At 42.6% G+C, this 23,885-nt stretch carries 25 protein-coding genes; 7 read left to right on the top strand and 18 right to left on the bottom strand.

The genetic code is table 11. From position 1 onward, the window contains the following. Positions 1 to 438 precede the first annotated feature (438 nt). The 11 genes from ACZMIG_RS03380 to nusB form a co-directional block, all read right to left on the bottom strand. Complete coding sequence (locus ACZMIG_RS03380; RefSeq protein ID WP_418874048.1) at positions 439 to 1,008, bottom strand: DUF4890 domain-containing protein; 570 nt, start codon at positions 1,006 to 1,008, stop codon at positions 439 to 441. A 267-nt stretch (positions 1,009 to 1,275) separates the two neighbouring features. Next, entirely contained in the window at positions 1,276 to 2,544 is a 1,269-nt protein-coding gene (locus ACZMIG_RS03375; RefSeq protein WP_418874049.1) for a Y-family DNA polymerase, read from the bottom strand. A 7-nt stretch (positions 2,545 to 2,551) separates the two neighbouring features. Further along, a complete protein-coding gene (locus ACZMIG_RS03370) occupies positions 2,552 to 2,989 on the bottom strand; it encodes a LexA family protein (RefSeq protein WP_021855570.1) in 438 nt (145 codons plus the stop codon). Further along, the gene (locus ACZMIG_RS03365) at positions 2,986 to 3,270 is read right to left on the bottom strand and encodes a hypothetical protein (protein WP_021855569.1); all 285 of its coding nucleotides are present in this window, start codon (positions 3,268 to 3,270) and stop codon (positions 2,986 to 2,988) included. Before ACZMIG_RS03365 ends, ACZMIG_RS03370 begins: the two co-directional genes overlap by 4 nt. A 353-nt stretch (positions 3,271 to 3,623) precedes the next feature. Further along, a complete protein-coding gene (locus ACZMIG_RS03360) occupies positions 3,624 to 4,322 on the bottom strand; it encodes a DUF2461 domain-containing protein (RefSeq protein WP_418874050.1) in 699 nt (232 codons plus the stop codon). Between the two features lie 56 nt (positions 4,323 to 4,378). After that, entirely contained in the window at positions 4,379 to 5,026 is a 648-nt protein-coding gene (nth, locus tag ACZMIG_RS03355; protein ID WP_418874051.1) for an endonuclease III, read from the bottom strand. After that, a complete protein-coding gene (locus ACZMIG_RS03350; RefSeq protein ID WP_302354008.1) occupies positions 5,010 to 5,444 on the bottom strand; it encodes a DUF5606 family protein in 435 nt (144 codons plus the stop codon). Before ACZMIG_RS03350 ends, nth begins: the two co-directional genes overlap by 17 nt. 46 nt (positions 5,445 to 5,490) lie before the next feature. Continuing rightward, positions 5,491 to 6,051: a dephospho-CoA kinase gene (coaE, locus tag ACZMIG_RS03345; RefSeq protein WP_288948731.1), complete on the bottom strand. Its 561-nt coding sequence runs from the start codon at positions 6,049 to 6,051 to the stop codon at positions 5,491 to 5,493. 6 nt (positions 6,052 to 6,057) lie between these two features. Then, complete coding sequence (locus ACZMIG_RS03340; protein ID WP_418874052.1) at positions 6,058 to 6,918, bottom strand: CdaR family protein; 861 nt, start codon at positions 6,916 to 6,918, stop codon at positions 6,058 to 6,060. A gap of 122 nt (positions 6,919 to 7,040) precedes the next feature. After that, the gene (gene yajC / locus ACZMIG_RS03335; protein WP_021855563.1) at positions 7,041 to 7,373 is read right to left on the bottom strand and encodes a preprotein translocase subunit YajC; all 333 of its coding nucleotides are present in this window, start codon (positions 7,371 to 7,373) and stop codon (positions 7,041 to 7,043) included. Positions 7,374 to 7,404: 31 nt separating this feature from the next. Further along, the gene (gene nusB, locus ACZMIG_RS03330) at positions 7,405 to 8,346 is read right to left on the bottom strand and encodes a transcription antitermination factor NusB (protein WP_487889044.1); all 942 of its coding nucleotides are present in this window, start codon (positions 8,344 to 8,346) and stop codon (positions 7,405 to 7,407) included. Positions 8,347 to 8,574: 228 nt separating this feature from the next. On the opposite strand from nusB, the gene ACZMIG_RS03325 reads away from it, so the two are divergent. The 6 genes from ACZMIG_RS03325 (at position 8,575) to ACZMIG_RS03300 (ending at position 14,222) form a co-directional block, all read left to right on the top strand. Beyond that, positions 8,575 to 9,174, top strand: a complete 600-nt coding sequence (locus tag ACZMIG_RS03325) for a 50S ribosomal protein L25/general stress protein Ctc (protein WP_021855561.1) — start codon at positions 8,575 to 8,577, stop codon at positions 9,172 to 9,174. Positions 9,175 to 9,184: 10 nt separating this feature from the next. Continuing rightward, complete coding sequence (gene pth, locus ACZMIG_RS03320) at positions 9,185 to 9,757, top strand: aminoacyl-tRNA hydrolase (RefSeq protein WP_021855560.1); 573 nt, start codon at positions 9,185 to 9,187, stop codon at positions 9,755 to 9,757. Continuing rightward, the gene (locus tag ACZMIG_RS03315) at positions 9,757 to 10,185 is read left to right on the top strand and encodes an RNA-binding S4 domain-containing protein (RefSeq protein WP_302024239.1); all 429 of its coding nucleotides are present in this window, start codon (positions 9,757 to 9,759) and stop codon (positions 10,183 to 10,185) included. Before pth ends, ACZMIG_RS03315 begins: the two co-directional genes overlap by 1 nt. Before the next feature lie 29 nt (positions 10,186 to 10,214). Then, a complete protein-coding gene (purN, locus tag ACZMIG_RS03310; RefSeq protein WP_303054320.1) occupies positions 10,215 to 10,790 on the top strand; it encodes a phosphoribosylglycinamide formyltransferase in 576 nt (191 codons plus the stop codon). A 497-nt stretch (positions 10,791 to 11,287) separates the two neighbouring features. Further along, positions 11,288 to 13,753 (top strand): TonB-dependent receptor, encoded by a 2,466-nt coding sequence (locus tag ACZMIG_RS03305; protein WP_418874053.1) that lies wholly within the window; start codon positions 11,288 to 11,290, stop codon positions 13,751 to 13,753. A 55-nt stretch (positions 13,754 to 13,808) separates the two neighbouring features. After that, positions 13,809 to 14,222: a secondary thiamine-phosphate synthase enzyme YjbQ gene (locus ACZMIG_RS03300; protein WP_303054301.1), complete on the top strand. Its 414-nt coding sequence runs from the start codon at positions 13,809 to 13,811 to the stop codon at positions 14,220 to 14,222. A gap of 212 nt (positions 14,223 to 14,434) precedes the next feature. On the opposite strand, the gene ACZMIG_RS03295 is transcribed toward ACZMIG_RS03300, so the two are convergent. Further along, the gene (locus ACZMIG_RS03295; RefSeq protein WP_418874054.1) at positions 14,435 to 16,294 is read right to left on the bottom strand and encodes an SLC13 family permease; all 1,860 of its coding nucleotides are present in this window, start codon (positions 16,292 to 16,294) and stop codon (positions 14,435 to 14,437) included. A gap of 299 nt (positions 16,295 to 16,593) precedes the next feature. Here ACZMIG_RS03295 and ACZMIG_RS03290 point away from each other — a divergent pair, with 299 nt between their 5' ends. Beyond that, complete coding sequence (locus ACZMIG_RS03290; RefSeq protein WP_418874055.1) at positions 16,594 to 18,726, top strand: Tex family protein; 2,133 nt, start codon at positions 16,594 to 16,596, stop codon at positions 18,724 to 18,726. A gap of 52 nt (positions 18,727 to 18,778) precedes the next feature. Here the strand turns inward: ACZMIG_RS03290 and coaW are convergent, their stop codons facing one another. From coaW to ACZMIG_RS03260, 6 genes are all read right to left on the bottom strand, one after another. Further along, complete coding sequence (coaW, locus tag ACZMIG_RS03285; protein WP_021855553.1) at positions 18,779 to 19,621, bottom strand: type II pantothenate kinase; 843 nt, start codon at positions 19,619 to 19,621, stop codon at positions 18,779 to 18,781. A 132-nt stretch (positions 19,622 to 19,753) separates the two neighbouring features. Beyond that, complete coding sequence (gene rplT / locus ACZMIG_RS03280) at positions 19,754 to 20,098, bottom strand: 50S ribosomal protein L20 (RefSeq protein WP_021852324.1); 345 nt, start codon at positions 20,096 to 20,098, stop codon at positions 19,754 to 19,756. A gap of 33 nt (positions 20,099 to 20,131) precedes the next feature. Further along, positions 20,132 to 20,329, bottom strand: a complete 198-nt coding sequence (gene rpmI / locus ACZMIG_RS03275; RefSeq protein ID WP_021855552.1) for a 50S ribosomal protein L35 — start codon at positions 20,327 to 20,329, stop codon at positions 20,132 to 20,134. 89 nt (positions 20,330 to 20,418) lie between these two features. Continuing rightward, positions 20,419 to 21,102 carry a translation initiation factor IF-3 gene (gene infC, locus ACZMIG_RS03270; RefSeq protein ID WP_053397739.1) on the bottom strand — a complete coding sequence of 228 codons (684 nt, stop codon included), beginning with the start codon at positions 21,100 to 21,102 and terminating at the stop codon, positions 20,419 to 20,421. A 136-nt stretch (positions 21,103 to 21,238) separates the two neighbouring features. Further along, positions 21,239 to 21,751, bottom strand: coding sequence for a flavin reductase (locus ACZMIG_RS03265; protein ID WP_021855550.1), 513 nt, complete (start codon positions 21,749 to 21,751; stop codon positions 21,239 to 21,241). 197 nt (positions 21,752 to 21,948) lie between these two features. Next, the gene (locus ACZMIG_RS03260; RefSeq protein ID WP_487889043.1) at positions 21,949 to 23,562 is read right to left on the bottom strand and encodes a leucine-rich repeat domain-containing protein; all 1,614 of its coding nucleotides are present in this window, start codon (positions 23,560 to 23,562) and stop codon (positions 21,949 to 21,951) included. Between the last annotated feature and the right edge of the window lie 323 nt (positions 23,563 to 23,885).

Genomic DNA, 23,885 nt, shown 5'->3' with positions numbered 1-23,885 from the left:
AAACCAACACGACACTCACGTGCCAAAATAAAAGGAAAATCAAATTACAACGCCAATATAAATGTAGCAATTGTATGACATCAACTACCAACAAATCCGTAATCGGCATTAAGTTTCCATATCAACAAATTACTTTAACCCAAATCAGTAATCAGGCTATGTATTGTTTAATACAATTGGTATATTCATACTTTCAGCCGTATTTGTATTTTCTATCGTCGGAGTTCATAAACAGCACGCCAGTGAAAGGTATACAGCAATCAACTCAATATAAAACGACAATACAGCAGAAAGCCAATAACCAGTTGGGGGTAAATCTCATCAAGCAAATTGTCTATGAAAAGACATCTGCAAGACTTCATCAGCACTCCGCACAAAAGTCATAATAAAGCTATAATTTGAACATAAAGCCGAAAGCATAATCAAGCAGCAATAAAGTCAGGCTTTTTCTGGGAGGCCCAATTCCCTACGCTGCCGCTGAAGGTCGAGTTCGCGTTTTTGCCGTTCTCTCCTTTCTTTCATCATATCCTGCCATTTTGCATATTGTCCGTCATCAAGAATCTTTTTCATCTTCTTGTCCATCTTCTCTTCACGCTTTTTCATCTGTTCAGCCTTCTCGCTGAAATCTGCATTATCCGTTCCATCACCTGGTCTAGGCCTCATTCCTCTACCGGGCTCCATGCGCATACCATCAGGTCTCATTCCCGGACGCATTCCGCCGCGACCTTCCTCAGGGCCGACCATGCCATCAGGCATTTCTGGTTTATTTTCATCGGCCATGGCCTCAGCTTCTTTCAGGTTGAGCTTGTAAACCTTTTTATATTGCTTTTCTGTAAGTTTCAGTTCCTCTTTCATCCTGTCTGTAAGCTCACGCGCCGAAGTTTCAGGGTCAACAACTTTTCTCATTGCCGGTTTACGGCCCTGTTGCTCTTGTGCATAAACACTCGGTGAGCCCAAGACACAGAAAAGCGACATTGCAAAAGCTGCTATAAAAGTTAACTTTTTCATATCATTTAATTTGTTTATGAAACATTTCTGCGGCAAAATTACAAAATGCGTAATTCAAATAAAAACATAATCAACAAACAGGAAGATTGTATATACCAAAACGAATAGAAATCTTAACCCGAAAAAAAATTTTAATAATCTATCATAAAATCAGTCTTCTATATATGCCGGAATAAGATAAAATACTAATAACAAAAAATTACGGAAGCAAATAATAAAAAGGTAAAAGACACAACAAACGCCTAAAAGACATGGAATAATCGGGAATTATGCCTTCACCTTTATTATTTCATTCAAGTCTGTCGTATATCTCTGTGAGGCATGTTCGTGCTTAAGATGCCAATCATTGCCTGTGCCCTGCACTGCAATCTTAACCATGCCATAGCCGTTTTTACGGTTTATACAATCTATTGCGGCAGCAAGTCGGGCCTGCTTTGCACGGTCAACCTTATCAAAAAGATAAGTCTGAACTGCCGTGTCAGGACAAATGCCCCACACTATTACACCAGCCTTCTTAAAGCGGCATGTATCAGCCGGCCACTGCGAACGCAAGGCATCTACTGCCGTTGACACGAGTTCACGCAAATCATTGGTGGGAACTATCATCACTGACGTATGGTTTATTGCCCGGCGAGGCACATCTGTACGGAAACGGCTTGTATAGGCAAACACTGTAACGGCACCACAACAGCTGTGCTGTTGCTTAAGCTTGCGAGAACATGCCGAAGCAAAGTTTGCCACGGCCTCCTCTAAATGACTGAGTTCAGACAAGCCTTCATCGGCAAAACTTCGGCTCGTGCATATGCTCTTTTTCTGCGGCAACTCTTCTATATCTATGCAACTTTCGCCATGAAGTTCACGCCAGGTTCTTACTCCTGATATGGTAAGCATCTTGCGCACCCAACTCTCACTGCGCTGCACCAGGTCGTAGGCGGTGTGTACTCCATAATAGTTGAGCTTAGACACGCTGCGCCGTCCTATGCCCCACACATCAGCCACATCAAGTCCCTGCAGAGCTTTTATACGTTTGTCATCTGTATCGATAAGGCATACGCCGTGATAGCCCTTGAAACGTTTGCCATACTTAGAAGCCACCTTAGCCAAAGTCCTGGTAGGAGCAATGCCCATGGTTACCGGTATACCCGTACCCTTGCCTATGGCACGCACAATCTTCATTCCATATTCGCGCAGCATATCGCCGCTGCCAAAACCAGAAAGGTCAACAAAAGCCTCATCAATTGAATATTGACTGACATCGGGAGCGAACTCGGAAAGAAGCATCATTACGCGCCTGCTCATGTCGCCATAAAGGGTGTAATTTGAACTGAACACGGCCACCTTGTTTCTCTCTAGCATATCTTTAACCTGATAGAACGGAGTGCCCATGGCAATGCCCATGGCTTTTGCCTCATTGCTGCGCGCTATGATGCATCCGTCGTTATTTGAAAGCACTACGACAGGCGACGTTCGCAAGGCCGGATTGAACACACGCTCACACGAACAGTAAAAATTATTGCAGTCAACCAAGGCAAACATTGTATAACTATCTTCTTAGCTGCCGTTTTATATTATAGGTAAGAACGCCCCACACGATAAAATTGTTCTCCTCCGTTACCTTTATCGGAGGATAATCGTCATTGGCAGGAATTAGCCAAAGACAACTGCCGTCTGGATCTATCCTTACTTTCTTCAGTGTAAACTCGCCGTCGATAAATGCCACGACAATATCGCCGTCATGCGGGTCGATAGACTTGTCGATAACGAGCAAATCGCCATCGTCAATGCCACATCCCTTCATTGAGTCGCCGACAGCACGGGCGTAAAACGTTGTTGCCGGATGACGCACAAGTTCACGGTTAAGGTCAATGCTGTCAGACAAATAGTCTTGTGCCGGTGAAGGAAAGCCTGCACGTATGCCTCCGTCTGCATAAGTAAGGCTTAACTCGCTGCTAAGATCTGCCGAATATAGTATAAGGGTCATCTTCTGAGTGCGTTTTTAATCATATCCTCTCTTACAAGTTCCTTCTCCGTAGCCGAGAGTTTAGGCAACTTCACCCTGTCGGGACATTCAGTCTGATACGCCTTAACCTCGTTAATAAGCTGTTGCCAATCGTACAAGAATTCTTCAGAGCAGCCATGCTTACGGTAAATGTCCATAGCCGCCTCCAATATTTCGGGAGCACAGCTGTCGTCACCCTGAAACACAACAGCCGGTATATAGTTGGTTATACAATCTCTCAGTAACCTTAACTGGTCCTTCATTAGCGTTTTTAATTAAATTAATGCATAATAGACGTAACTGCCACAAAAATATGCCAAACGGCAATATGTCAAAGAAAATAGCTTATCTGACAACGATATCATGTATCACCTGTAAATATCTATTTTACAGCTTATTATGAAGCATGCTGCAAAAGGTATTGTTTTAGCGTTCAAAAAGCCATCTTTTACAATCCAATATGCCGTCTTTCGGGATGCAAAAGAATGTCTTTTGCAATATCACTGCCGGGGCTCAATATAAAAACTTGCCGTGCAATATTCACTCAGCACAATACATTGGCATGCGGGGCATATCGCACATAGCTCCAACAGTAGCCATAATATCTGATTAGCGGTTATTCATAATCATCTATAACCGAATTGACAAAGTCCATCATTGGCTTACCGACAGCCAGAATGTCTGACATCTCGTCGAGCCATGTGCTCTTTGAAAAGAATGTGTCGGGCACAGCTGTCCAGCAGCAATAATCTTTCATTCGCAGATACTGGATAAACTCATAATCGCGCGGAAATCCAGACGGAGCAGTCTTCAGACTTTCCAATCCAAACCCCTTAGGTGAATCCCATGTTCCTTCGCCCGGACGGCCAAAGAGTTCTACAAACTTCTTGCTCTCAACAATGCCTCTCCATGTATCTATGTTAGCCATTATCTCGTTTCTGCAGGAAGTAAGGATATTGGTAGGAAGCCAATAGCTGCCACATGACAACAGACAGTGTCCCGGCTCAAAATGGATGTAATAACCTCCATGAAGCGCCTTCTTGCCATGGGCTGCAATATATGCCCCAAGATGAGTCTTGTACGGAGACTTATCCTGCGAAAAACGTGTGTCGCGATAGAAACGGTAAGTTACATCCTTTATTGTAAGATGTTTTACCGAAGGGTCGAACTCTGTAATCCTTACTATTGCCTCTTCTATACATTTTTCAAACACAGTCTTGGCTGAAAGATATTCGTCCTTATGGCTGTTAAACCATTCCCTGTTGTTATTTTTTCTTATATTTTCAAGAAAATCGAATATTATTTTTGTTTGCATAATACCTACAGACCATTAAATAAGACTACAAAATTCAATAAATAAGAATACCTGTTCTACAACTTTGAGCCGTCCATTATTTTAGGACAGAAGTGATCAAAAGGACACTTCTCACAATGGGGCTTACGGCTCGTACATACGTACCGGCCGTGCAACAGCAGCCAATGATGTGCATCTGTTGCATATTCTGCCGGGATGTTAGCCATAAGTTCACTCTCAACTTTAAGCGGCGTGTTGGCCTTACGTGTTACAAGTCCGAGCCTGTGGCTCACACGGAACACATGCGTGTCAACGGCAATGACCGAACGCCCGAAGGCTACGGCCTGAATGACATTGGCCGTCTTGCGCCCCACTCCCGGCAGTTTTATCAACTTATCCATTGTGTCGGGCACTTCGCCGTTGAAGTCAGATATCAGCATACGTGCCATGCTGACAAGATGCTGCGACTTGGCGTTAGGATACGACACGCTCTTTATATACTCGTAAACCTCATCCGGCTCCGCCTCGGCCATAGACTTAGCATCAGGATAACGCTCAAACAGCTGCGGCGTGATAGAGTTGACGCGCTTGTCGGTACATTGGGCACTGAGAACAACGGCAACCAATAATTGAAAAACACTACCGAATTCTAATTCGGTAGTGACTTTCGGCATTTCTTCTTTGAAATAATCAATTATGTACTGATACCTATCCTTCTTGTTCATTCTCTTCAGCTGAAGCCTCGGTATTGTTCTCAAAATCAGTTATTCCGTTCTTAACCAATATGTTGTACCACTGATACAGCTTCTTGATGTCGCTGTCGTGAACTCTGTCCTGATCGAAATCCGGAAGAACCTGTGCAAAGTGATCACGAAGTTCCTTTGAAGGACATTTTCTGTAATCTATTGATACCTCGCCACCATTCTCTACTTTATAGAGGTCAGCAAGAATCTTTGTCAAAGGCACATCATCGGCATTTGTATACATGGCTATGTCGTTAAGACTTGTTACACAGTCACTTGCAAACACCGGCATACGCTTATGTGTTTCGTCTACTTTTTCAACTATTAAATTAGCCTTGCCTCTTGATACCAAAATATAAAGGCCTGGTTTTCCTGAGATAGAAAGAATTGTCTGTTTCATCTTTATATTCAAAAAAATTATAATTAAATTAATTACATTATTATCATTACCTGTCCAACGACTCGAGCACCTTGTTTATCTGGCTTTCGATGTCGCTATGACCATCGTTCACTATAACATAGTCGCTCAGCGCAGCCATATCCTCCTGAGACATCTGATGGTTTATCCAGTCACACGCCTTCTGACGAGAAATGTTATCGCGCTCCATCACTCTCCTTATCCTAACCTCCAATGGAGCAGTGACGCATATTGTCTTGTCAACTAACTTATCGAAACCGCTCGAAAACAGAATAGCACATTCCATCCATGTATAGTCAGAATGAACAAAATCGTCTGCCACGGCAGGATGTACAATAGAGTTGATCTTTTCTGTATTTTCAGGACTCTTCAGCAGAAATGATGTCAGAGCCGGCTTGTTGAGCACTCCGTTGACATAAGCATTGTCGCCCACTAATGCCGTAAGTCCGGCATGTATCTTTTCGGATGTGGCCATAAGCCGCTTTGCAGCATCATCACAGCTGTAAATACGTATGCCACGCTTCTCAAGCATACTGCAAATATAACTTTTTCCGCTTCCTATACCGCCTGTAACTGCAACTTTCACCATTTTACTCTACTGCTCCTCTATTAAATAGTCAACCTGATTCACATCCATCTTTGCATTGCGTACTCCGTGAGGAATATAGCGCAGATATACATTACATTTTTCCGACGGACTGTCAATCAGTTCGTTATAATCAACAATAACCTTAAACTTATCAGGCTGAATGGTTCTGAACATGCTGGCACCAACCGTAAACGTAACAGTTACGCGAGACGGGAACGTGCGCAATATTTTTCCTTCCGGCATATTCACTGCAACGATAGGCACCTCGACCTTTTCTTCTGTCAGAATATCCGGGAACAATGATATCTTTACATTATCAGGCACACTCTTGACTCCACGTGTCTTAAGCAACGGCACCTGACGTATCACAGTATCTGTTAAATTTGTTATGTTAAGGCGTTCAGTATATACATATTTAATACTGTCGAGAACATCACGCCCTGCATATATGTCTATTGAATCCGGAGAGAACATGACCTTGGCAAGATAATAGCTTCTACCAAGACGTATCTTTCCGTTTAACTTAACGGGCACCCGCTTCTTTAATCCATAATTGAAAAAGAACTCATACTTGTCGGGCTTTATGCTCGTTATATGGGAAGAATTAAAAAGCTGCTGATATATCAGCTTCTGCAATTCAGCAGAAGCTACGGTTCCTGTACCTGTGTTTTTTGCGTAACTGTTGAACTTGACTTTTATTGGATGTATCTTATTGCTGTACAAATATGTAAGCAGATAATAGCCTTTATCACGAACCGTAACACGTATGTCAGTTGTTGTGTCGCTTGCTAAAACAACATTTTTAGGTATATCGACCAATGTGACCGGTACCTCTATTTCTTTTTCATAGGTTTCATTCAAGGTCATTAACAACCAGAATGTACCGCTTAATATTAAAAAAAACAAGAAAATCAGAAACTCCTTGTTTACAGAACTAAACAAGAAGCTTCTGATGACTTTAAATATATGAAACAATTTTGAATCGTTCATTATTTGTTTTGACCAGCTGTAAGCTCTGATGATGTCGCATCGGCAAATACATAACCTTTGTCAACACGAATTGTCACACCTTTTGCAATCTCTATTTCAACAATATTGGTTGCAAGGTCTATTCTTTTAACTTCACCATAAATTCCACCGCCGGTTACGACCTTTGTACCTTCCTGAAGAGCATTCTGGAACTTACGGATCTCTTTCTGCTTCTTCTGCTGAGGACGTATCATAAAGAACCACATGATAGCGAATATAGCCACCATAAAGATTAGAAAACTCATACTTCCTCCCTGCTGAGCCTGAGAAGCCAAAAACATAAATGTGTTCATTTCGTTAATTCAGTTAATTTTATTTATTAATTCATTTTTTATTGTCACTTATAGGTTTCAACAACACGCCAGTATTTATAAGATGCCTTGCAATTGTGTCAAGCATACCGTTGATATATCCGGCACTCTTAGGAGTGCTGTAAACCTTTGCCAGATCAACGTACTCATTAATAGTAACGTTAATAGGGATATTGGCAAATGTAAGCATCTCGGCTATTGCAATCTGCATAATCACGACATCCATATATGCCAGACGCGAGAAGTCCCAGTTACGTGAAGTCTCGCTCATATAATGCTGATACTTGTCTGCATTTAATATCGTTGAGCGGAAAAGTTTACGTGCGAAGTCCTTGTCTTCGTCGTCTTTATACTCCGGCAGCAGTTCCTGCTTATCATCATTTGCAGGATCAAAGCGCTTTATTGTCTTCAATACAAACGTATCAACAATCTCTTTGTCATCATTCCAATAAAGACTTTTTTCCTCGAGCAGAGCATCAAGTTCCTCATTTTCCATAATGAATGTCTTATAAAGCTTGCGCCACAATTCACGGTCTGCCTCATAAGAAGAGTCATCACTGCTCATATAGCCTGTGTAGATTCTGCTCTGAACGATCTGAGAATATAGTTTTCTTACGAACTCTATATCATCATCCCATGTCTGTTTCTGAGTTGAGATAAAGTCACAGAGCTGCTGGTTTGCCTCCAGCTGTATGGCAAACTTATTATCAACGAACTTACTTGACGGCATGGCAGTATTTTCTCGGTTGGCCCTTGCCACTTCGACATCATAATGCTTGCGTGCCTCTTTTGACACGGCAACAACCAATGCCAATAAATAATGGTAAAGATGATAAGCTTTTGAAAGACTGAACAACAATTCTTTCTCTGCCACATCTATATTCCGATTGCCGTTTTGATAGTATGCATAGGTTAACTGGACTATCTTTATTCTAATTAATTCCCTGTTAATCATTATTTTATAGATTATTTTCTATTTTAATACGTGCAAAAGTAGGTAAAAATAAGAACATTTGCAAGAAAACGGTATAGTTTTTATATGTTTTTATTGTTATTATTTGCTCATTAGAATAAAAAGTAATAACTTTGCATCGCTTTTTCAGAGCACATCGTGAAATTTATTCTCGTGTGATGGTGAATTAAGCAAGATTTTATTAACTTAATTTAGAGTAACACAATTATTATGAAAGAAATTGAAGTAACCGGTAAAAAAAGAAGTACCATCGGTAAGAAATCTTCTAAGAACCTGAGAAAAGAAGGATTTATCCCATGTAACCTTTATGGTGAGGCAAAGGACGAAAACGGCGCACCTAAAGCATTGGCATTCACATGCCCGATGAACGAGCTCCGCAAAATCGTTTACACTCCTCACATCTATGTAATAAACCTTATTATCGATGGTGAAAGCCATACTGCAATACTGAAGGAACTGCAGTTCCACCCGGTAACAGACGCACTTCTGCACGTAGACTTCTATGAGGTTAACGACCAGAAGCCTATCACAATCGGTATACCTGTTAAGCTCACAGGTCTTGCACAGGGTATCCGCGATGGTGGACGTATGAACCTTTCTATCCGCAAAATCAACGTTACAGCTAAATATCAGGATATTCCTGAGCACCTCGACATCGATGTTACTGACCTGAAGATCGGTAAGAGCATCAAGGTTGGCGACCTGCACTTCGAAGGTCTGGAGATGGCTACAAGCAAAGAGGTTGTTGTATGCTCAATCAAGGCTACACGTAAATCTAATGCAGCCAGCAAAGCTGAAGACGCTGAATAATAACTAAAGAATGGATAAATACTTGATTGTAGGACTGGGAAATCCTGGTGATGAATACCAGAATACCAGACACAATACCGGATTTATGATATTGGACGCTTTCGCGAAAGCGTCCAATATTATTTTTGAAGACCGCAGATACGGCTTTATAGGAGAAACATCCATAAAAGGCCGCAAACTCATACTGCTTAAACCAACTACATACATGAACCTCAGCGGCAATGCCGTTAGATACTGGATGAACAAAGAGAACATATCTCTTGAACATCTTCTTGTTGTAGTTGACGACTTGTCACTGCCTTTAGGCGCATTACGTCTGAAAGCAAGCGGAAGCAATGGCGGACACAACGGTCTGGGAAATATCCAAAGCGTCATCGGTACGCAACAGTATTCACGTCTGCGTGTAGGCATCGGCAACGATTTTCCTAAAGGAGCACAAGTAGACTGGGTATTGGGAAAATACGACGAAGAAGACATGAAGACGCTTACTCCGGCAATAGACACATCTATCGAAATAATCAAAAGTTTTGTACTGGCTGGAGTCAACATTACAATGAATCAATATAACAAAAAGCACCAATAATGGCAGACACTGCGAGAATAGACAAATGGCTGTGGGCATCAAGGATATTCAAGACACGCTCACTGGCCGCCAATGCCTGCAAGAACGGAAGAGTAACCATAAACGGCGTCAACGTAAAGCCATCGCACATGGTTAAAACAGGGGAAACTGTATCCGTGAAGAAGCCTCCTGTAACATACTCATTTAAAATATTACAATGCATAGAACAACGCGTAGGCGCCAAGCTCATTCCTGGCATTTATGAGAATGTTACAGATCCTAAACAATATGAAATCCTTGAGATGAACCGCATCAGCGGTTTCATTGACCGTGCACGAGGAACAGGTCGTCCGACAAAGAAAGAAAGAAGAAGTCTGGACGCATTTATAGAACCGGCAGAATTCGGATTCGACGACTGGGATGACTCTTTCGATGACGATGAGTTTTGAAAACAATAATATCATTAAATACAAACCAAATGACAAACATCGCAATATTTGCATCCGGAAACGGCACTAACTGTGAAAATATAATAAGATATTTCACTGACCACAAAGATATAAACATTAATCTTGTTATCAGCAACAAGCAAGATGCTTATGTCTTGACTCGTGCCAGCAAATATAATGTTCCCTGCAAAGTATTGACAAAAGCAGAAATAAACAATGCGGAGATAATGTTGTCTTTGTTAAAAGAGAATGATATTAATTTCATCGTATTAGCAGGATTTCTGCTCATGATACCTGATTTTCTCATTGAAAATTTTGAAAATAGAATTATAAACATACATCCGTCACTACTGCCCAAATTTGGTGGCAAAGGCATGTACGGACATCATGTTCATGATGCCGTTAAAGCTGCAAAAGAAACAGAAACAGGCATCACAATACACTTTGTGAGCAATGTATGCGATGGTGGCGCAATCATAAAGCAATATACAACCCCACTCACGGAAAACGACACGGTAGAAGTTATCGAGTCAAAGGTTCATGAACTTGAGCAGAAATATTTTCCGAAGACAATAGAAGATGTTGTGTTAAAAATGAATTCTTAATCTGGTCCTCTAGATTTCCGTACAATATATAACACAATAAGCTCCACACATTAATATGTGTGTTTCACACAGCTTTAATTACCAAGTTATATCTCCATTTAGATAAACGCATAAAAGCCAGTGATATATTTTGCTGACTGCATTAATTGTACAATTTATTCTGCATGCAATGCAATATAAAATCGGCATAGTATATAAATCAAAATGCCAACTCAAAACCAGTTTTACCACTAAACAATATTAGACTTACCATATTAACACTTTCCTTTTTATAATACTATCTGTTTTATAAAAACGACCAATATACCTGCAAAAACTATAGACGACCTATTTTATATAAATAAAAATACGTCAGGAGCTTATGACCTGTTGTGATAAATAGAAATAAACCAACAAAAACACATACAACTACAATACAAAAATCCACATAAATAAGGATTGCACATAAAATGTGTAATACTTAATTTTGCAGGCGAAAATAAAAACGGTGAATACAAATGGATACAAAAAAAATAACATACATGGCAGTTGCCTTGATGTGGTTAACAACAACCGAAAGTCAGGCTGCATCGTTTAAATATTGCTGTAACATAGCATTTTCTGGAAACAAAGTCTCTTTGACAGACGTTGCAAATAAAATTGGAGCAACAGACACTTCACGAGTATACAACCTTGACGAAGTGGTCATCGTATCACAGCCCAAAGAAGCTTTGCTTCTGAGGCAGCAGCCGCTTAGCTCTTCAATGTTCACCGGCAACGACATAAACAGCCTTGGAATAACAGACCTGAGCATGCTTGCCAGCTATGTACCTTCTTTCGCAATGCCTGCATACGGTTCACGTCTTACATCTTCAATGTATATCCGTGGTATAGGCTCGCGAGTAAACAATCCTGCAATAGGAATATATGTCGACGGCATCCCCATGGTAAACAAGAGCGCATTCAACATACATACATACCAGATTGACCGCGCCGACATTCTACGTGGTCCACAAGGCACACTGTATGGCATGAATACAGAAGGCGGACTGTTACGCTTATATACAAAAAATCCGATGAAATATCAGGGAACAGACATTCATCTTGGTCTGGGCACACATTTTCAAAGAGATTTTGAAGCAGCTCATTACGGAAAGCTTGGTGATAATGCAGCCTTCAGCATTGCAGGTTTTTATAGCGGAAGTAACGGATTCTTTAAAAATCAGACAACCGGCAACAGAGCAGACAATTATAATGAGGCTGGCGGCAAGGCACGCTTTGTTTCAAGACTAACAGACAGGTTCACCATAGACTTTACAGCCGATTATCAGTATGTAAACCAAAACGCCTTCCCATATGGTCTGCTTGACATAACGACCAACAATGTTGAATCACCATCGGCCAACAGACAAAACAGCTATAAACGAAATATGCTTAACACTGGCCTTAACCTTAAATATGCAACAGACAAATTTACACTGACATCAACCACAAGTTATCAGTTCATGGACGATTGCATGATGATGGACCAAGACTACCTTGCATCAGACTTCATGCACCTGGAGCAGCGGCAGCTCACTAACGCAATAACACAGGAACTGACCGTAAGAAATAACACAGAAGGTAAATGGAAACGTGCCACAGGCCTTTATGGATCGTACCAATGGCTAAGAACTGACGCCCCTGTATTTTTCGACGAAGACTTTACTGGCCGCATATCAGGCGGAATACAGTCTGCAATGTATAATTCAATACTTAAGGCAATGATCGACAAGATGGTTGCAGCAGGCATGCCGCAAGCAGCAGCCGAAAAAGCTGCAGCCGCTGCAATAGAGAAAGCTGGAGGAATTAATGTAAGCGCAGACATGAAAGTTCCGGCTACATTCAACACTCCACAGCTCAACATCGGCGTCTTCCATGAATCTAACATCAGTCTTACAGACCGGCTGACAGCAACACTTGGACTTAGATACGACTACAACAGGGTAAAAGTGCATTACGACACATACGCTGCAATGGCAATTACGGCAAATGTTATGGGACAAAGCATGACAAACACATTGACATCAATGCTCAACAACATGTCGCACGACAACTACAGCCAACTACTTCCGAAAGTAGGTCTTAGCTACACAATTGACTCTGACGGAAGTAACGTGTATGCCACTGTATGTAAGGGATACAGGGCCGGAGGCTACAACATACAGATGTTTTCAGACATACTTCAACATGAACTTAACGAAAACAGCAACAAAGCCATGACAGGAAGCTATGACATACCTCACACACAGGCAGACTATGATGAAATAAACAATACGATATCATACAAGCCGGAGGAAAGCTGGAACTATGAAATCGGTGCCCATCTTAACCTGTTTGACAATAAGATTCATGCCGATTTAGCCGTGTATTACATGCAGATACGCAACCAGCAATTATCAGTAATGGCCGGTGAATACGGATTCGGACGAATGATGGTCAATGCAGGAAAAAGCATAAGCTGGGGACTTGAAGCAGCACTGCGCGGCAGTGCGTTCGACAACAGTCTTACATGGTCGGCTGGATACGGCCTTACAAGAGCGACATTCAAAGAATACAACGAGACAAGCAATGATACCGAGATAAGCTACAACGGGAAACGTGTGCCATTTATACCTATGCACACTCTAAATGCCAGAGCTGACTACAGAATAAGGCTCAATGGGTCAGCCGTACAGTCTGTTGTCATCGGCGCAGACGTAACAGCTCAGGGACGCACATACTGGAATGAGGACAACACATACAGCCAGCCATTCTATGCTCTGTTAGGAGCACATGCCGACATTAACTTCACCGGCGTAAGCCTGAAACTGTGGTGCCGTAACATTACAGACACTCATTACAACACATTCGCATTCGACAGCAGTGCATCTGGACAAACCATTTATCTGGCTCAGCGCGGCACTCCAATACAAGCAGGATTTGACATCAACCTGCATTTCTGACACAATGGAGAACAGAAATTTACATAACAACAAGCAACAGATAATTTTATAAGAAATGATAAAACAGACGGAATTTACACTGAAACCGCGTACACGAGGCTTTCATCTTATAAGCAACGAGATAATAAGCCAACTGCCGCAACTGCCTAAAAACGGACTGCTTAATCTATTTGTTAAACATACAAGCTGCGGACTTTGCATAAACGAAAATGCTGACCCTGACGTACGCACAGACATGGAAGGCATATTCAACCACATAGTACCCGAAAATCAGCCATACTTTTGTCATACCCTTGAAGGAAGCGATGACATGCCGGCCCATGCAAAATCTGTCATATCAGGCGTGAGTCTCAGCATACCCATAACTGACGGCCGTCTGAATCTCGGCACATGGCAGGGTATTTATCTCTGTGAATACAGGATCCACGGCGGCCCGAGACGCATAGTTGCCACGATTATAGGCGAATAAACACACCCCTGCCAGCACTCTTTGGCATTTAAATTGACAAGAACCCGCACAAACGGAGCAGACAATAATAAAACTGGCCATATCATAACACTCTTTTCTGAGTGATGATATGGCCAGTTTTGCTTTAATAGACAATTATATTAAAAGTAAAGCCGGATAATTTTGTATGAATGGTTTATCACTGTTTATCCGGCCACCGCAAATACCGGTTGTCAGAATGGAAAAAGCAGAGGCAGAACAAACACCATAACCAGACCTATAATTATCTGCAGAGGAAGTCCAACTTTTACATAGTCCATAAATGTGTATCGCCCGGCCTGCATGACAAGTGCATTTGGCGGTGTTGAAAACGGTGAGGCAAAACACATGCTGGCACCAAGCGTAACAGCAAAAAGGAATGGATATGGACTTAACCCAGTTTCCGTCGCGGAAGCCAAGGCAATGGGAGCCATAAGCACAGCCGTAGCAGTGTTGCTTATAAACATAGTAAGAAGCGACGTCGTGAAGTAAATTCCTGCAAGCAACACAAACGGGCCGTATGCACCCAATCCGCTTACAAGCGAATGAGAAATCAATGCCGAAGCTCCGGTTTTCTCCAGTGCCACAGACATAGGCAACATGGCAGCAATAAGCACCACGCTCTCCCAGTTAATTGTCTTATATGCAGCCTCAACGTTACGGAAACATCCCGCAAGCACCATCAGCACGCCGGCTATCATAACAGCCGTAACTGGAGCTACTGGAATAAAGTCGAACACCATCATGGCTATCATTAGCAACATTATGCAAGCTGCCAGCGGTGCCTTATAGTCGAGAGTAACCTTTGCGGCCTCTTCGAGCGGCTGTCCCAGCACCACCCAGTCGTCCTCATCCCTGCCTAAACGGCTTATGTTGGCCCATGTTCCCTGAACAAGAAGCACGTCGCCTCCATGCAGGCGCACATCAGGCAGCCCCTCCATTATATATTCGCCCTTACGCCTTATGCCGATTATATTTATGCCATATTTAGAGCGGAACGACGATTCTTTTAGCAGACGGTTTACGAGGCGCGACGTAGGCAGCAATACAATCTCAGCAATGCCAATGTCATAAAAATCGAGTGACTCATGGCCTGCATGTCCGTCAGAAACAGCCTTTGAAGGGATGTCCAAAGAGTAGTCTGCAGCAAGCCGCAATGCTTGTTCTCTCTCCCCTATCACGTATATTATGTCGCCGTCCTGCATTATTGTATTCGGACCGGCAAGCTTCTGACTTACACTTTTTATTATACCCTTCTGCCTGGTTGTCTCACGCCTTATTTCCAGCACAGTAAGTCCATAACGGTTGTGTACGTCAAGCTCAGCCACAGTCTTTCCCTTAGCCTTCGATCTGGCCCCTACGACAAAGCGCGAAAGATTTTCATCAAGACGGTATTCACGCACAAGTTCGTCGAGAGATTTTGTCTTGTGCTCCTTATCCTTGTCGCCGTCATTTTTCTTGACAAGCAGCCACTTGCTGAGCGGCAGAAGCACGATGATGCCGATGACGATGCATATCAGTCCGACAGGAGTGAACGAGAAAAACGACAACGGAGCATAGCCATTCTCAGAAAGAACGCCCTGAATAACAAGGTTGGGCGGCGTACCGATAAGCGTCAGCATACCGCCAAGGCTGCTGGCAAAGGCTAACGGCATGAGCAGGCGACCCGCACTTATGCCGGCTTTGGCTGCAAGGCTCACAACGATAGGCAACATAAGGGCTACCGTACCCGTGTTGCTGACGAATGCCCCAATAACGGATGTAACTGTCATAACCAGAAGAAACAGGCGCAGTTCGCTGTCGCCTGCCAGCTTCATTATGCGTCCGCTTATCATCTTTGCAAGTCCTGTCTGAAATATAGCTCCGCCAACAACAAACAGGCCTACCATCATTATCACCACCGAATTTGAAAAGCCAGAAAGAGCCTCTTCAGGCGTCAGTATGCCCAACGACATAAGCAGTATAAGAGCACACAGGGCAACAATGTCTGAACGTATTTTTCCTATTGCAAAAAAGAAAGCGGAAACAGCAAGTATTATTAATGTCGTTATCATATAAACAAGAATAGTTTTCTGAATCAGTCTATCAAAAAACATAACATACACCTACGGCCGCAAACCTGCCAGCACGACAGACATACAGCTCAGGCAACTATGTTACATGGTTATATGCAAAGATAACCATTTTAAAAGAAAGACTGCTGACTGGCTTCTCTTTTTTACTATCCTTTAACGAAACAAATAAAACCTGTACTCCGTGCTACATAACATTTAACTTTTAAAAATAGGTGCACAGGATTGCATTTTAACCGAAAAGCAGTATTTTTGTAACAAAGTTAATCAATACAGTAAAGATGAATCTATTTGCCAAACGAATATCCGACCTTCTGAACATCAACATAAAATATGTTGACAACACCCTGGAGCTGCTCGACTCGGGATGCACCATCCCCTTCATAAGCCGTTACAGGAAAGAACGTACAGGAGGGCTTGACGAAGTTCAGATAACACAGATTTGTGAACTGAACGAGCGCATGAAGGAAACCGCCAAACGTAAGGAAACCATAATAAAGACAATAAGCGAACAGGGTAAACTTACCCCCGAACTGGAAAAGCGTATTAACGAATGTTGGGAGCCGGAAGTGCTTGAGGACATCTACATGCCCTACAAACCGAAACGGCGCACAAGAGCTCAGGTGGCAAGGGAGAACGGCCTCGAACCGCTGGCAACAATAATAATGCTGCAACGCGACAGCGCCCCCGAGACAACAGCACGGAGATTTATAAACGAGAACGTCAAAAGCGAGGAAGACGCCATAAAGGGAGCTTTGGACATTATAGCCGAGAATGTCAGTGAGGACGAACGCTCACGTAGCCAGTTGCGCAATGCCTTCAGACGCGGGGCAATAATAACCTCGAAAGTAATAAAGAGCAAGGCCGACACTGACGAGGCCGCAAAATACTCCGACTACTTTGATTTCTCCGAACCGCTGAAAAGATGTTCGTCACACAGATTGCTGGCAATGAGGCGGGGCGAGAAGGACGGCATACTGCGCGTAAGCATTTCTGCCGACGACGAAGAATGCGTTGAAAAGTTAAAACGTCTTTTCGTAAGAGGCTACGGCAGGTGCTCAACACTAGTAGGCGAAGCTGTGGCCGATTCGTTCAAGCGTCTGCTTAAGCCTTCAATAGAAACGGAGTTTGCCACCATGAGCAAGGAGAATGCCGACGGCGATGCCATAGCCGTATTTGCAGAGAATCTGCGCCAGCTTCTGCTTGCCGCGCCTTTGGGACAGAAGCGCGTGATGGGCATCGACCCAGGCTTCCGTACAGGATGCAAGGTGGTATGCCTCGACGAGCAGGGCAACCTGCTTCATCACGAAGCCATATTCCCCCACCCTCCGCGCAATGAACAGATAGAAGCATCAACACAGATAAAGGAGATGGTGAAAAAGTATGGCGTAGAGGCCATAGCAATAGGCAACGGCACGGCAAGCCGTGAGACCAACAGATTTGTAAAGACTCTCGGACTTGCAGACAGCATACAGGTCTTCACTGTAAGCGAAGACGGAGCTTCAGTTTATTCTGCCTCAAAGACTGCGCGCGAGGAGTTTCCCGACAAGGATGTAACCGTGCGCGGTGCCGTAAGCATAGGCAGGCGACTTATGGATCCTCTGGCTGAACTTGTAAAGATTGACCCTAAAAGCATCGGCGTAGGACAATATCAGCACGACGTTGACCAGGCCAAGCTGAAAAAGAGCCTTGACCTTACCGTTGAAAGCTGTGTCAACTCGGTTGGTGTAAACCTTAACACCGCCAGCAAACACCTGCTCACCTATGTGAGCGGCCTTGGACCGACGCTTGCACAGAATATAATAGACTACCGCACGGCCAACGGAGCATTCCGTAGCCGTTCTCAACTGCTGAAGGTGCCACGGCTCGGCCCGTCGGCATTTGAGCAGAGTGCAGGTTTCCTGAGAATACCGGACGCAAAAAATCCGCTTGACAATACAGCCGTACACCCTGAAAGCTATAAGATTGTAGAGAAAATGGCAAAAGACTGCGGATGCAGCGTGGCAGAACTGATTAAAGACAAAGACAAGCGAAAGAGTATCAGGCTTGACAGATATGTAAGCGAAAAAGTAGGCATGCCAACGTTAACAGATATTATGGCCGAACTTGAAAAGCCGGGACGCGATCCGCGCGAACAGCTCGAAGAGTTTGAATTTGATCCTAACGTGAGCACTCCCGACGATCTTGTTGAAGGCATGGTTCTGCCGGGCATTGTAACCAACATTACCAACTTCGGAGCTTTTGTCGACATTGGAGTTCATCAGGACGGACTGGTGCACATATCACAGCTTGCCGACAGATATGTAAGCGACCCCACACAGGTTGTCAAATTACATCAGCACGTAATGGTGAAGGTTATAGAGGTGGACCGCAGACGCAACAGAATATCGCTTTCGATGAAAGCATGCAAATAATGTATTAATGTCGGTTGAAATATATGTCACTTTATTTCAACCGACAAAATATTTATAATCGTTCTGTTTTATACCTTTTATCAAAATAGCTCAAAGCAGCACCAATAGCAGTACAATATTCAGAATATTCAGGGATAATGAGTTTTACACGATATAGTTTCTCAATAGGAGGAAACACCCTACGGCATTGAGGCAGCAAAGTTAGATTGCCAATCATAACATACTCGCGAATATCACTGCCTATCGAAGCCAACACCGCAGACTGCCCAACAGACTGCAAGACAGCCCAAATCAGCCCGATGGCAATATCTTCACGAGAAGCATCACTTTTTGCATTACCAAACAATGAAGCTACTGCAGACATCGGTAATCCAGGCAACGGTTTGGCACTTATGTCACCAATAGTTAAATTTATCTTTGACACGTCACCATTCATCGCAATCTCTGACACAGTACGTATGTCATCTGTCTTCAGCATAAGACGCGCCAAGCCCTGCAAAGTTCCGCCTCCAATCCCTATTCCGCCAATGTGCTCTATCTTATCGCCGTCACATTTTACAAGAGATGTTCCGGTGCCCATGCTCACAACAATTATCTTGTCCCTTCCTGACTCATGTCGGGCGCCAAGTCCGTCAGCTATAAACTCGTTAGCTTTATCGGTAGGCAAGCCATAAACAGGTTCGTTTATATATGCGCTGCCAACACCTGTAAGCATAACATGCTCTACATCAGAAAGTTGTATCTTATTGTCATACAGATACTTTCCGAATGCACCATATAAAGAAGTAACAGGGTCTGTTGCCTTGACACGTATAGGCGAAACAACATGCCCGTCACGTATTCCAACTATTTTTGTCGTACTGATTCCGACATCAATACCGATAACTATTCCCATAATATTTAAACTTTTTACAAAGACAATGATTAGCAAGAAAAAAGCCTAAGCAGAGCTCACTCTATAATATAAAGAAAAACCGCAACCTCTCATCAAAGAGATTGCGGTTAATATATAAGATTCGGTTACATCTTATTTTACTTTCTCAACGATAGCCTTGAAAGCCTCAGGATTGTTTACAGCGAGGTCAGCAAGAACCTTACGGTTAATCTCGATACCAGCCTTGTGCAAAGCACCCATAAGTGTTGAGTAGCTCATATTCTCAAGACGAGCTGCAGCATTGATACGCTGTATCCACAAAGAACGGAAGTTACGTTTCTTGTTACGGCGATCACGGTAAGCATAGGTCAAACCTTTCTCCCATGTATTCTTGGCAACTGTCCAGACATTTTTTCTAGCTCCGTAGTATCCACGAGTGAGCTTTAAAATTCTTTTTCTTTTTGCTCTTGAAGCAACGTGATTTACTGATCTTGGCATAATTTTTTTCCTCTAATTTTTGTTCGACATTGATTAACGGAGACACAGCAAGTCGCGTACCTGCTTCATGTTGCTCTGGTCTACGATTGTCTGGTGTACCAGATTACGTTTCTGCTTCTTTGTTTTCTTAGTCAGGATGTGACTGTGGTAAGCATGATGTCTCTTAATCTTACCTGTACCGGTGAAACGGAATCTCTTCTTTGCACCGGAATTTGTCTTCATTTTTGGCATTTTTTCTTAAATTTAAATTAGTTGTTATTTATTAGCTGTGGCAACGTATATACCAGGACGTTACGCACATATTTATTACTTCTCGTTAATTAGTCGTTTCCTTCACTGAGCTTTTTCAGTGCATCAGCTCCGTTCTTGGCGTTATCAAACAGGCCACCGGCTGCAGAAACATTCTTCTCGGCAACGCTGTCAGCAGCTTTTGCTTCAGCCTCACGACGCTCACGGTCCATCTTCTGCTGGCTCTTCTTGGCAACGCCAGCCTTTTTCGGACTTAGATAAAGGAACATCTTCTTGCCCTCAAGTGCCGGCATCTGCTCAACTTTACCATATTCTTCCAAATCGTTAGCGAAACGCAACAGCAACACCTCACCTTGCTCTTTAAACAAAATTGAGCGGCCGCGGAAGAATACAAAAGCACGAACCTTATTGCCTTCTTCAAGGAACTCTTTCGCATGCTTCAACTTAAAGTTGTAGTCATGCTCATCGGTCTGAGGTCCGAATCTTATTTCTTTAACCTCTTGCTTAACCTGCTTTGCCTTAAGTTCCTTAGCACGTTTTTTCTGCTGATAGAGGAATTTACTATAGTCGATGAGACGACATACAGGTGGCTGTGCATTAGGGGATATTTCCACAAGGTCAACACCTTCCTCACGCGCCATCTCCAACGCCTGACGTGTTGGTACTACTGTTGATCCGTTATCACCTACGATACGGACTTCCTTTACGCGAATTTGTTCATTCACGCGATAATGATTGTTCTTGTCGTTCTTCATTCAACTATTTCATTCAACTATTTTATGAAAATCGGGTGCAAATTTACTATTTTTCAATCAATCAACAAAAATATTTCTTACCTTTTTTATCTTTATCGTCAAAATCATTATGAAGGACATGTCTTGCACACCTAAATTATTGACTTACATATACATTTTTGATTTCCAGAATGTAAGCATCATGATATCCGCCATGCGAACCGCCGTACCATTTGCTTATTTCAGGATTGAGAAAACACTCAGGCTTGATGTTGTCTTTATAAAGCTTTTCACACTCAAGCGTAAGACGTGCCTGCTTAAACGTAACGCTGCCGCATTCTGTGTCAACCGGCATAAGTCCTGTTGCCTTGACTTTATCACATTCACGGCCGGACTTTGAACCGCAAAGATTGTATATGCTGCGCATATCTGGATCTTTTCCTAGAAAGGACAACGTCACAACGGCATTGTCTTCAATAAAATCATGAGTAAAACGTTCGGGCCTAACAAATATCACGGCTACAGGTTTATTCCATAACCATCCTACACAGCCCCATGAAGCTGTCATGACATTAAAATGGTCTCTGTTGCCTGATGCTATAAGCATCCATTCTTTGCCTATTGCCTCTATAAAATTGTCGTTCAGAGTTTTTATATCTACCTTCTTCATCTTCTGTCATTTATAAATAATAGTTGCAAAGATAATGCAAGATTACAGCAAAGCAAAACTAAGAGCCGAGTTTTTGTCTTGCCGGCAAAGATATTGTCATATTTGAAAAAGATTTCTTTTTGAACTATGCATAAAAAATTTGAAACCGCCCTGCTTACTGAGGACAGTTTCAAATAAAAACTTAAACATTCAAACTGTTATGGTATTAACACTTTTGACGCAACATCGTTTATGCAAACCACATACATACCAGACTGAAGAGCAACCGACATACTGCCGGAGTCTGATGCAGCCGAATATACTTTCTGCCCGGCCAATGTATAAACAGAAACTGCCGGACCATCATTCAGATTATCTATGTTCAACATTCCCGGCGAAACTCTAATCAGCGGCATTTGTCCCTCTGAAACAGAAGCAATTGATGTTGTTGTGGTCATGAAGTCTTTCCATTGTTCTGCCTCTTTATACTTATCGATACTTTCTTCAGGAACAAGCAACTTACACTTGTCTACCGGTGTGAGATTAAAGACATAAGAACCGAGACTTGGTGGCTCAACGGCATAAACGCTGAACTGCTGCAAACCAGATAACCCGGAGAAACACTCTGTACCTATATGTGAAACGCGACTGCCTAAAGACACACTGAGCAATCCACTGCAATCCTGAAACACGTAATCGTCTATATATTCAACACTTTCAGGCAACGTGATATTCTCTAAAGATTTACATGAATAAAAAGCACTCCAGTCTATACGGGTAAGCTTGTCATTCCAAGCTATATCCTTAAGTGCCGTACACTCAAAGAATGCTCCATTTCCAATAGTCTCAAGGTTTGCGCCCAAAGTCAGCTTCTCTAAAGCCGTACAGCCTTGGAACATCTTTACGCCTATCTCTTTATAAGAATCAGGAATAGTAACTTCTGTCAGTGAAGTACATCCCTGAAATGCACCCGAAGCAAAAGAAACAACATGGTCAGGAAGCACAAGAACAGACAGTTTTGCACAATCTAAAAACGCCTGGATTTTTACTGTCTGCAAAGCACTCAGGTCAGACATATCCAAGCTGGTTAATCCACACCCGCTAAATGCCCCTTTACCGATGGTCTCTAAAGAAGTATTGAAACGGATGTCACTAAGTTGAGAACATTCTACAAAAGCATTCGTGCCAATCTCCTTCAATGATACAGGAAACGATATTTCCGTAAGTGACGAACACAACTTAAAAGCCTCCTCGCCTATTGTCTCTACCTTGTCACCAAAGGTAACAGACGACAGACTATAGCAGCTGTTAAACGCTCCGTCAGGCACAGATGTAACCTCTGCCGGAATAATAATTTTATCTATTGCAGCACAGTTATAAAAGACAGAATTGCCCATACTCTTCAGCGAGGTTGGCAAAACCACATTCTTCAGTTCTGTGCAGCTTGAAAAGCCGGCACGTCCTATAGTTTCAAGACCATCAGGCAACACAACTTTTTCAAGAGAGGTACAATCCAGGAATGCGCCGGCGCCTATAGTCTTTACATTCTCTCCAATCACGATGCTCTTAACGTTCGTATTACCGTCAAAAGCATAGTCTGCAATCTCATTAACACCTTTCAGATTTGCATCAGAATTCATGTCGATGTCTGTCTCATCACCCTTCCAGCTCTCAAGCACAGTCTTGTCATCAGACAGTTTGTAAGATGTTTCGGGGTATCCTTGTGCAAAAACTGAAGATGCAGCACAAAGAAATATTGCCGCAAATGCACATCTACGCAATTTAAATCTCCTGATTCTTTTCTGCTCTAAAAAATAAGTAAATTTTTCCATACACTTTTTTATCTTTAGTTAAACAATTGACTGCAGAGCTTTATCGTAACCATTTTCGAATTAACCCATATACTAATACCAGACTTGTTTTAAGAGGCATCAACAAAATTCCATTTTATAACAGCCATAAAAATACGGCTACATGACACACATCCGACAAATGTATCAAAAAAGGAAATAAGTTTCCAAATATATGACATTTTCTATATGAAACAAGATAATGTCACCATAAAAGACAATAAATTAACAATTATTTTGTAATTAAGTGGAGAAACGACGCTTCCTGTCAGCAATAAATGTCTTATGGAGACATCTATCTACAA

It is taken from the genome of Xylanibacter sp., from assembly GCF_057607445.1.
Note: the sequence above shows the minus strand (reverse complement) of the source record. Positions and strands in the feature narration are given on the sequence as shown.

What these genes read in the sequence shown, in the direction of transcription:
- yajC (WP_021855563.1), bottom strand. Translation starts at nt 7,373, where the DNA reads ATGAACACATTTATGTTTTTGGCTTCTCAGGCTCAGCAGGGAGGAAGT.
- ACZMIG_RS03340 (WP_418874052.1), bottom strand. Translation starts at nt 6,918, where the DNA reads ATGACCTTGAATGAAACCTATGAAAAAGAAATAGAGGTACCGGTCACA.
- ACZMIG_RS03305 (WP_418874053.1), top strand. Translation starts at nt 11,288, where the DNA reads ATGGATACAAAAAAAATAACATACATGGCAGTTGCCTTGATGTGGTTA.
- coaW (WP_021855553.1), bottom strand. Translation starts at nt 19,621, where the DNA reads ATGGGAATAGTTATCGGTATTGATGTCGGAATCAGTACGACAAAAATA.
- purN (WP_303054320.1), top strand. Translation starts at nt 10,215, where the DNA reads ATGACAAACATCGCAATATTTGCATCCGGAAACGGCACTAACTGTGAA.
- ACZMIG_RS03380 (WP_418874048.1), bottom strand. Translation starts at nt 1,008, where the DNA reads ATGAAAAAGTTAACTTTTATAGCAGCTTTTGCAATGTCGCTTTTCTGT.
- rplT (WP_021852324.1), bottom strand. Translation starts at nt 20,098, where the DNA reads ATGCCAAGATCAGTAAATCACGTTGCTTCAAGAGCAAAAAGAAAAAGA.
- ACZMIG_RS03360 (WP_418874050.1), bottom strand. Translation starts at nt 4,322, where the DNA reads ATGCAAACAAAAATAATATTCGATTTTCTTGAAAATATAAGAAAAAAT.
- pth (WP_021855560.1), top strand. Translation starts at nt 9,185, where the DNA reads ATGGATAAATACTTGATTGTAGGACTGGGAAATCCTGGTGATGAATAC.
- ACZMIG_RS03365 (WP_021855569.1), bottom strand. Translation starts at nt 3,270, where the DNA reads ATGAAGGACCAGTTAAGGTTACTGAGAGATTGTATAACCAACTATATA.
- ACZMIG_RS03265 (WP_021855550.1), bottom strand. Translation starts at nt 21,751, where the DNA reads ATGAAGAAGGTAGATATAAAAACTCTGAACGACAATTTTATAGAGGCA.
- rpmI (WP_021855552.1), bottom strand. Translation starts at nt 20,329, where the DNA reads ATGCCAAAAATGAAGACAAATTCCGGTGCAAAGAAGAGATTCCGTTTC.
- ACZMIG_RS03370 (WP_021855570.1), bottom strand. Translation starts at nt 2,989, where the DNA reads ATGACCCTTATACTATATTCGGCAGATCTTAGCAGCGAGTTAAGCCTT.
- ACZMIG_RS03350 (WP_302354008.1), bottom strand. Translation starts at nt 5,444, where the DNA reads ATGAAACAGACAATTCTTTCTATCTCAGGAAAACCAGGCCTTTATATT.
- ACZMIG_RS03260 (WP_487889043.1), bottom strand. Translation starts at nt 23,562, where the DNA reads ATGGAAAAATTTACTTATTTTTTAGAGCAGAAAAGAATCAGGAGATTT.
- nusB (WP_487889044.1), bottom strand. Translation starts at nt 8,346, where the DNA reads ATGATTAACAGGGAATTAATTAGAATAAAGATAGTCCAGTTAACCTAT.
- ACZMIG_RS03375 (WP_418874049.1), bottom strand. Translation starts at nt 2,544, where the DNA reads ATGTTTGCCTTGGTTGACTGCAATAATTTTTACTGTTCGTGTGAGCGT.
- ACZMIG_RS03290 (WP_418874055.1), top strand. Translation starts at nt 16,594, where the DNA reads ATGAATCTATTTGCCAAACGAATATCCGACCTTCTGAACATCAACATA.
- ACZMIG_RS03300 (WP_303054301.1), top strand. Translation starts at nt 13,809, where the DNA reads ATGATAAAACAGACGGAATTTACACTGAAACCGCGTACACGAGGCTTT.
- coaE (WP_288948731.1), bottom strand. Translation starts at nt 6,051, where the DNA reads ATGGTGAAAGTTGCAGTTACAGGCGGTATAGGAAGCGGAAAAAGTTAT.
- infC (WP_053397739.1), bottom strand. Translation starts at nt 21,102, where the DNA reads ATGAAGAACGACAAGAACAATCATTATCGCGTGAATGAACAAATTCGC.
- nth (WP_418874051.1), bottom strand. Translation starts at nt 5,026, where the DNA reads ATGAACAAGAAGGATAGGTATCAGTACATAATTGATTATTTCAAAGAA.
- ACZMIG_RS03295 (WP_418874054.1), bottom strand. Translation starts at nt 16,294, where the DNA reads ATGATAACGACATTAATAATACTTGCTGTTTCCGCTTTCTTTTTTGCA.
- ACZMIG_RS03315 (WP_302024239.1), top strand. Translation starts at nt 9,757, where the DNA reads ATGGCAGACACTGCGAGAATAGACAAATGGCTGTGGGCATCAAGGATA.
- ACZMIG_RS03325 (WP_021855561.1), top strand. Translation starts at nt 8,575, where the DNA reads ATGAAAGAAATTGAAGTAACCGGTAAAAAAAGAAGTACCATCGGTAAG.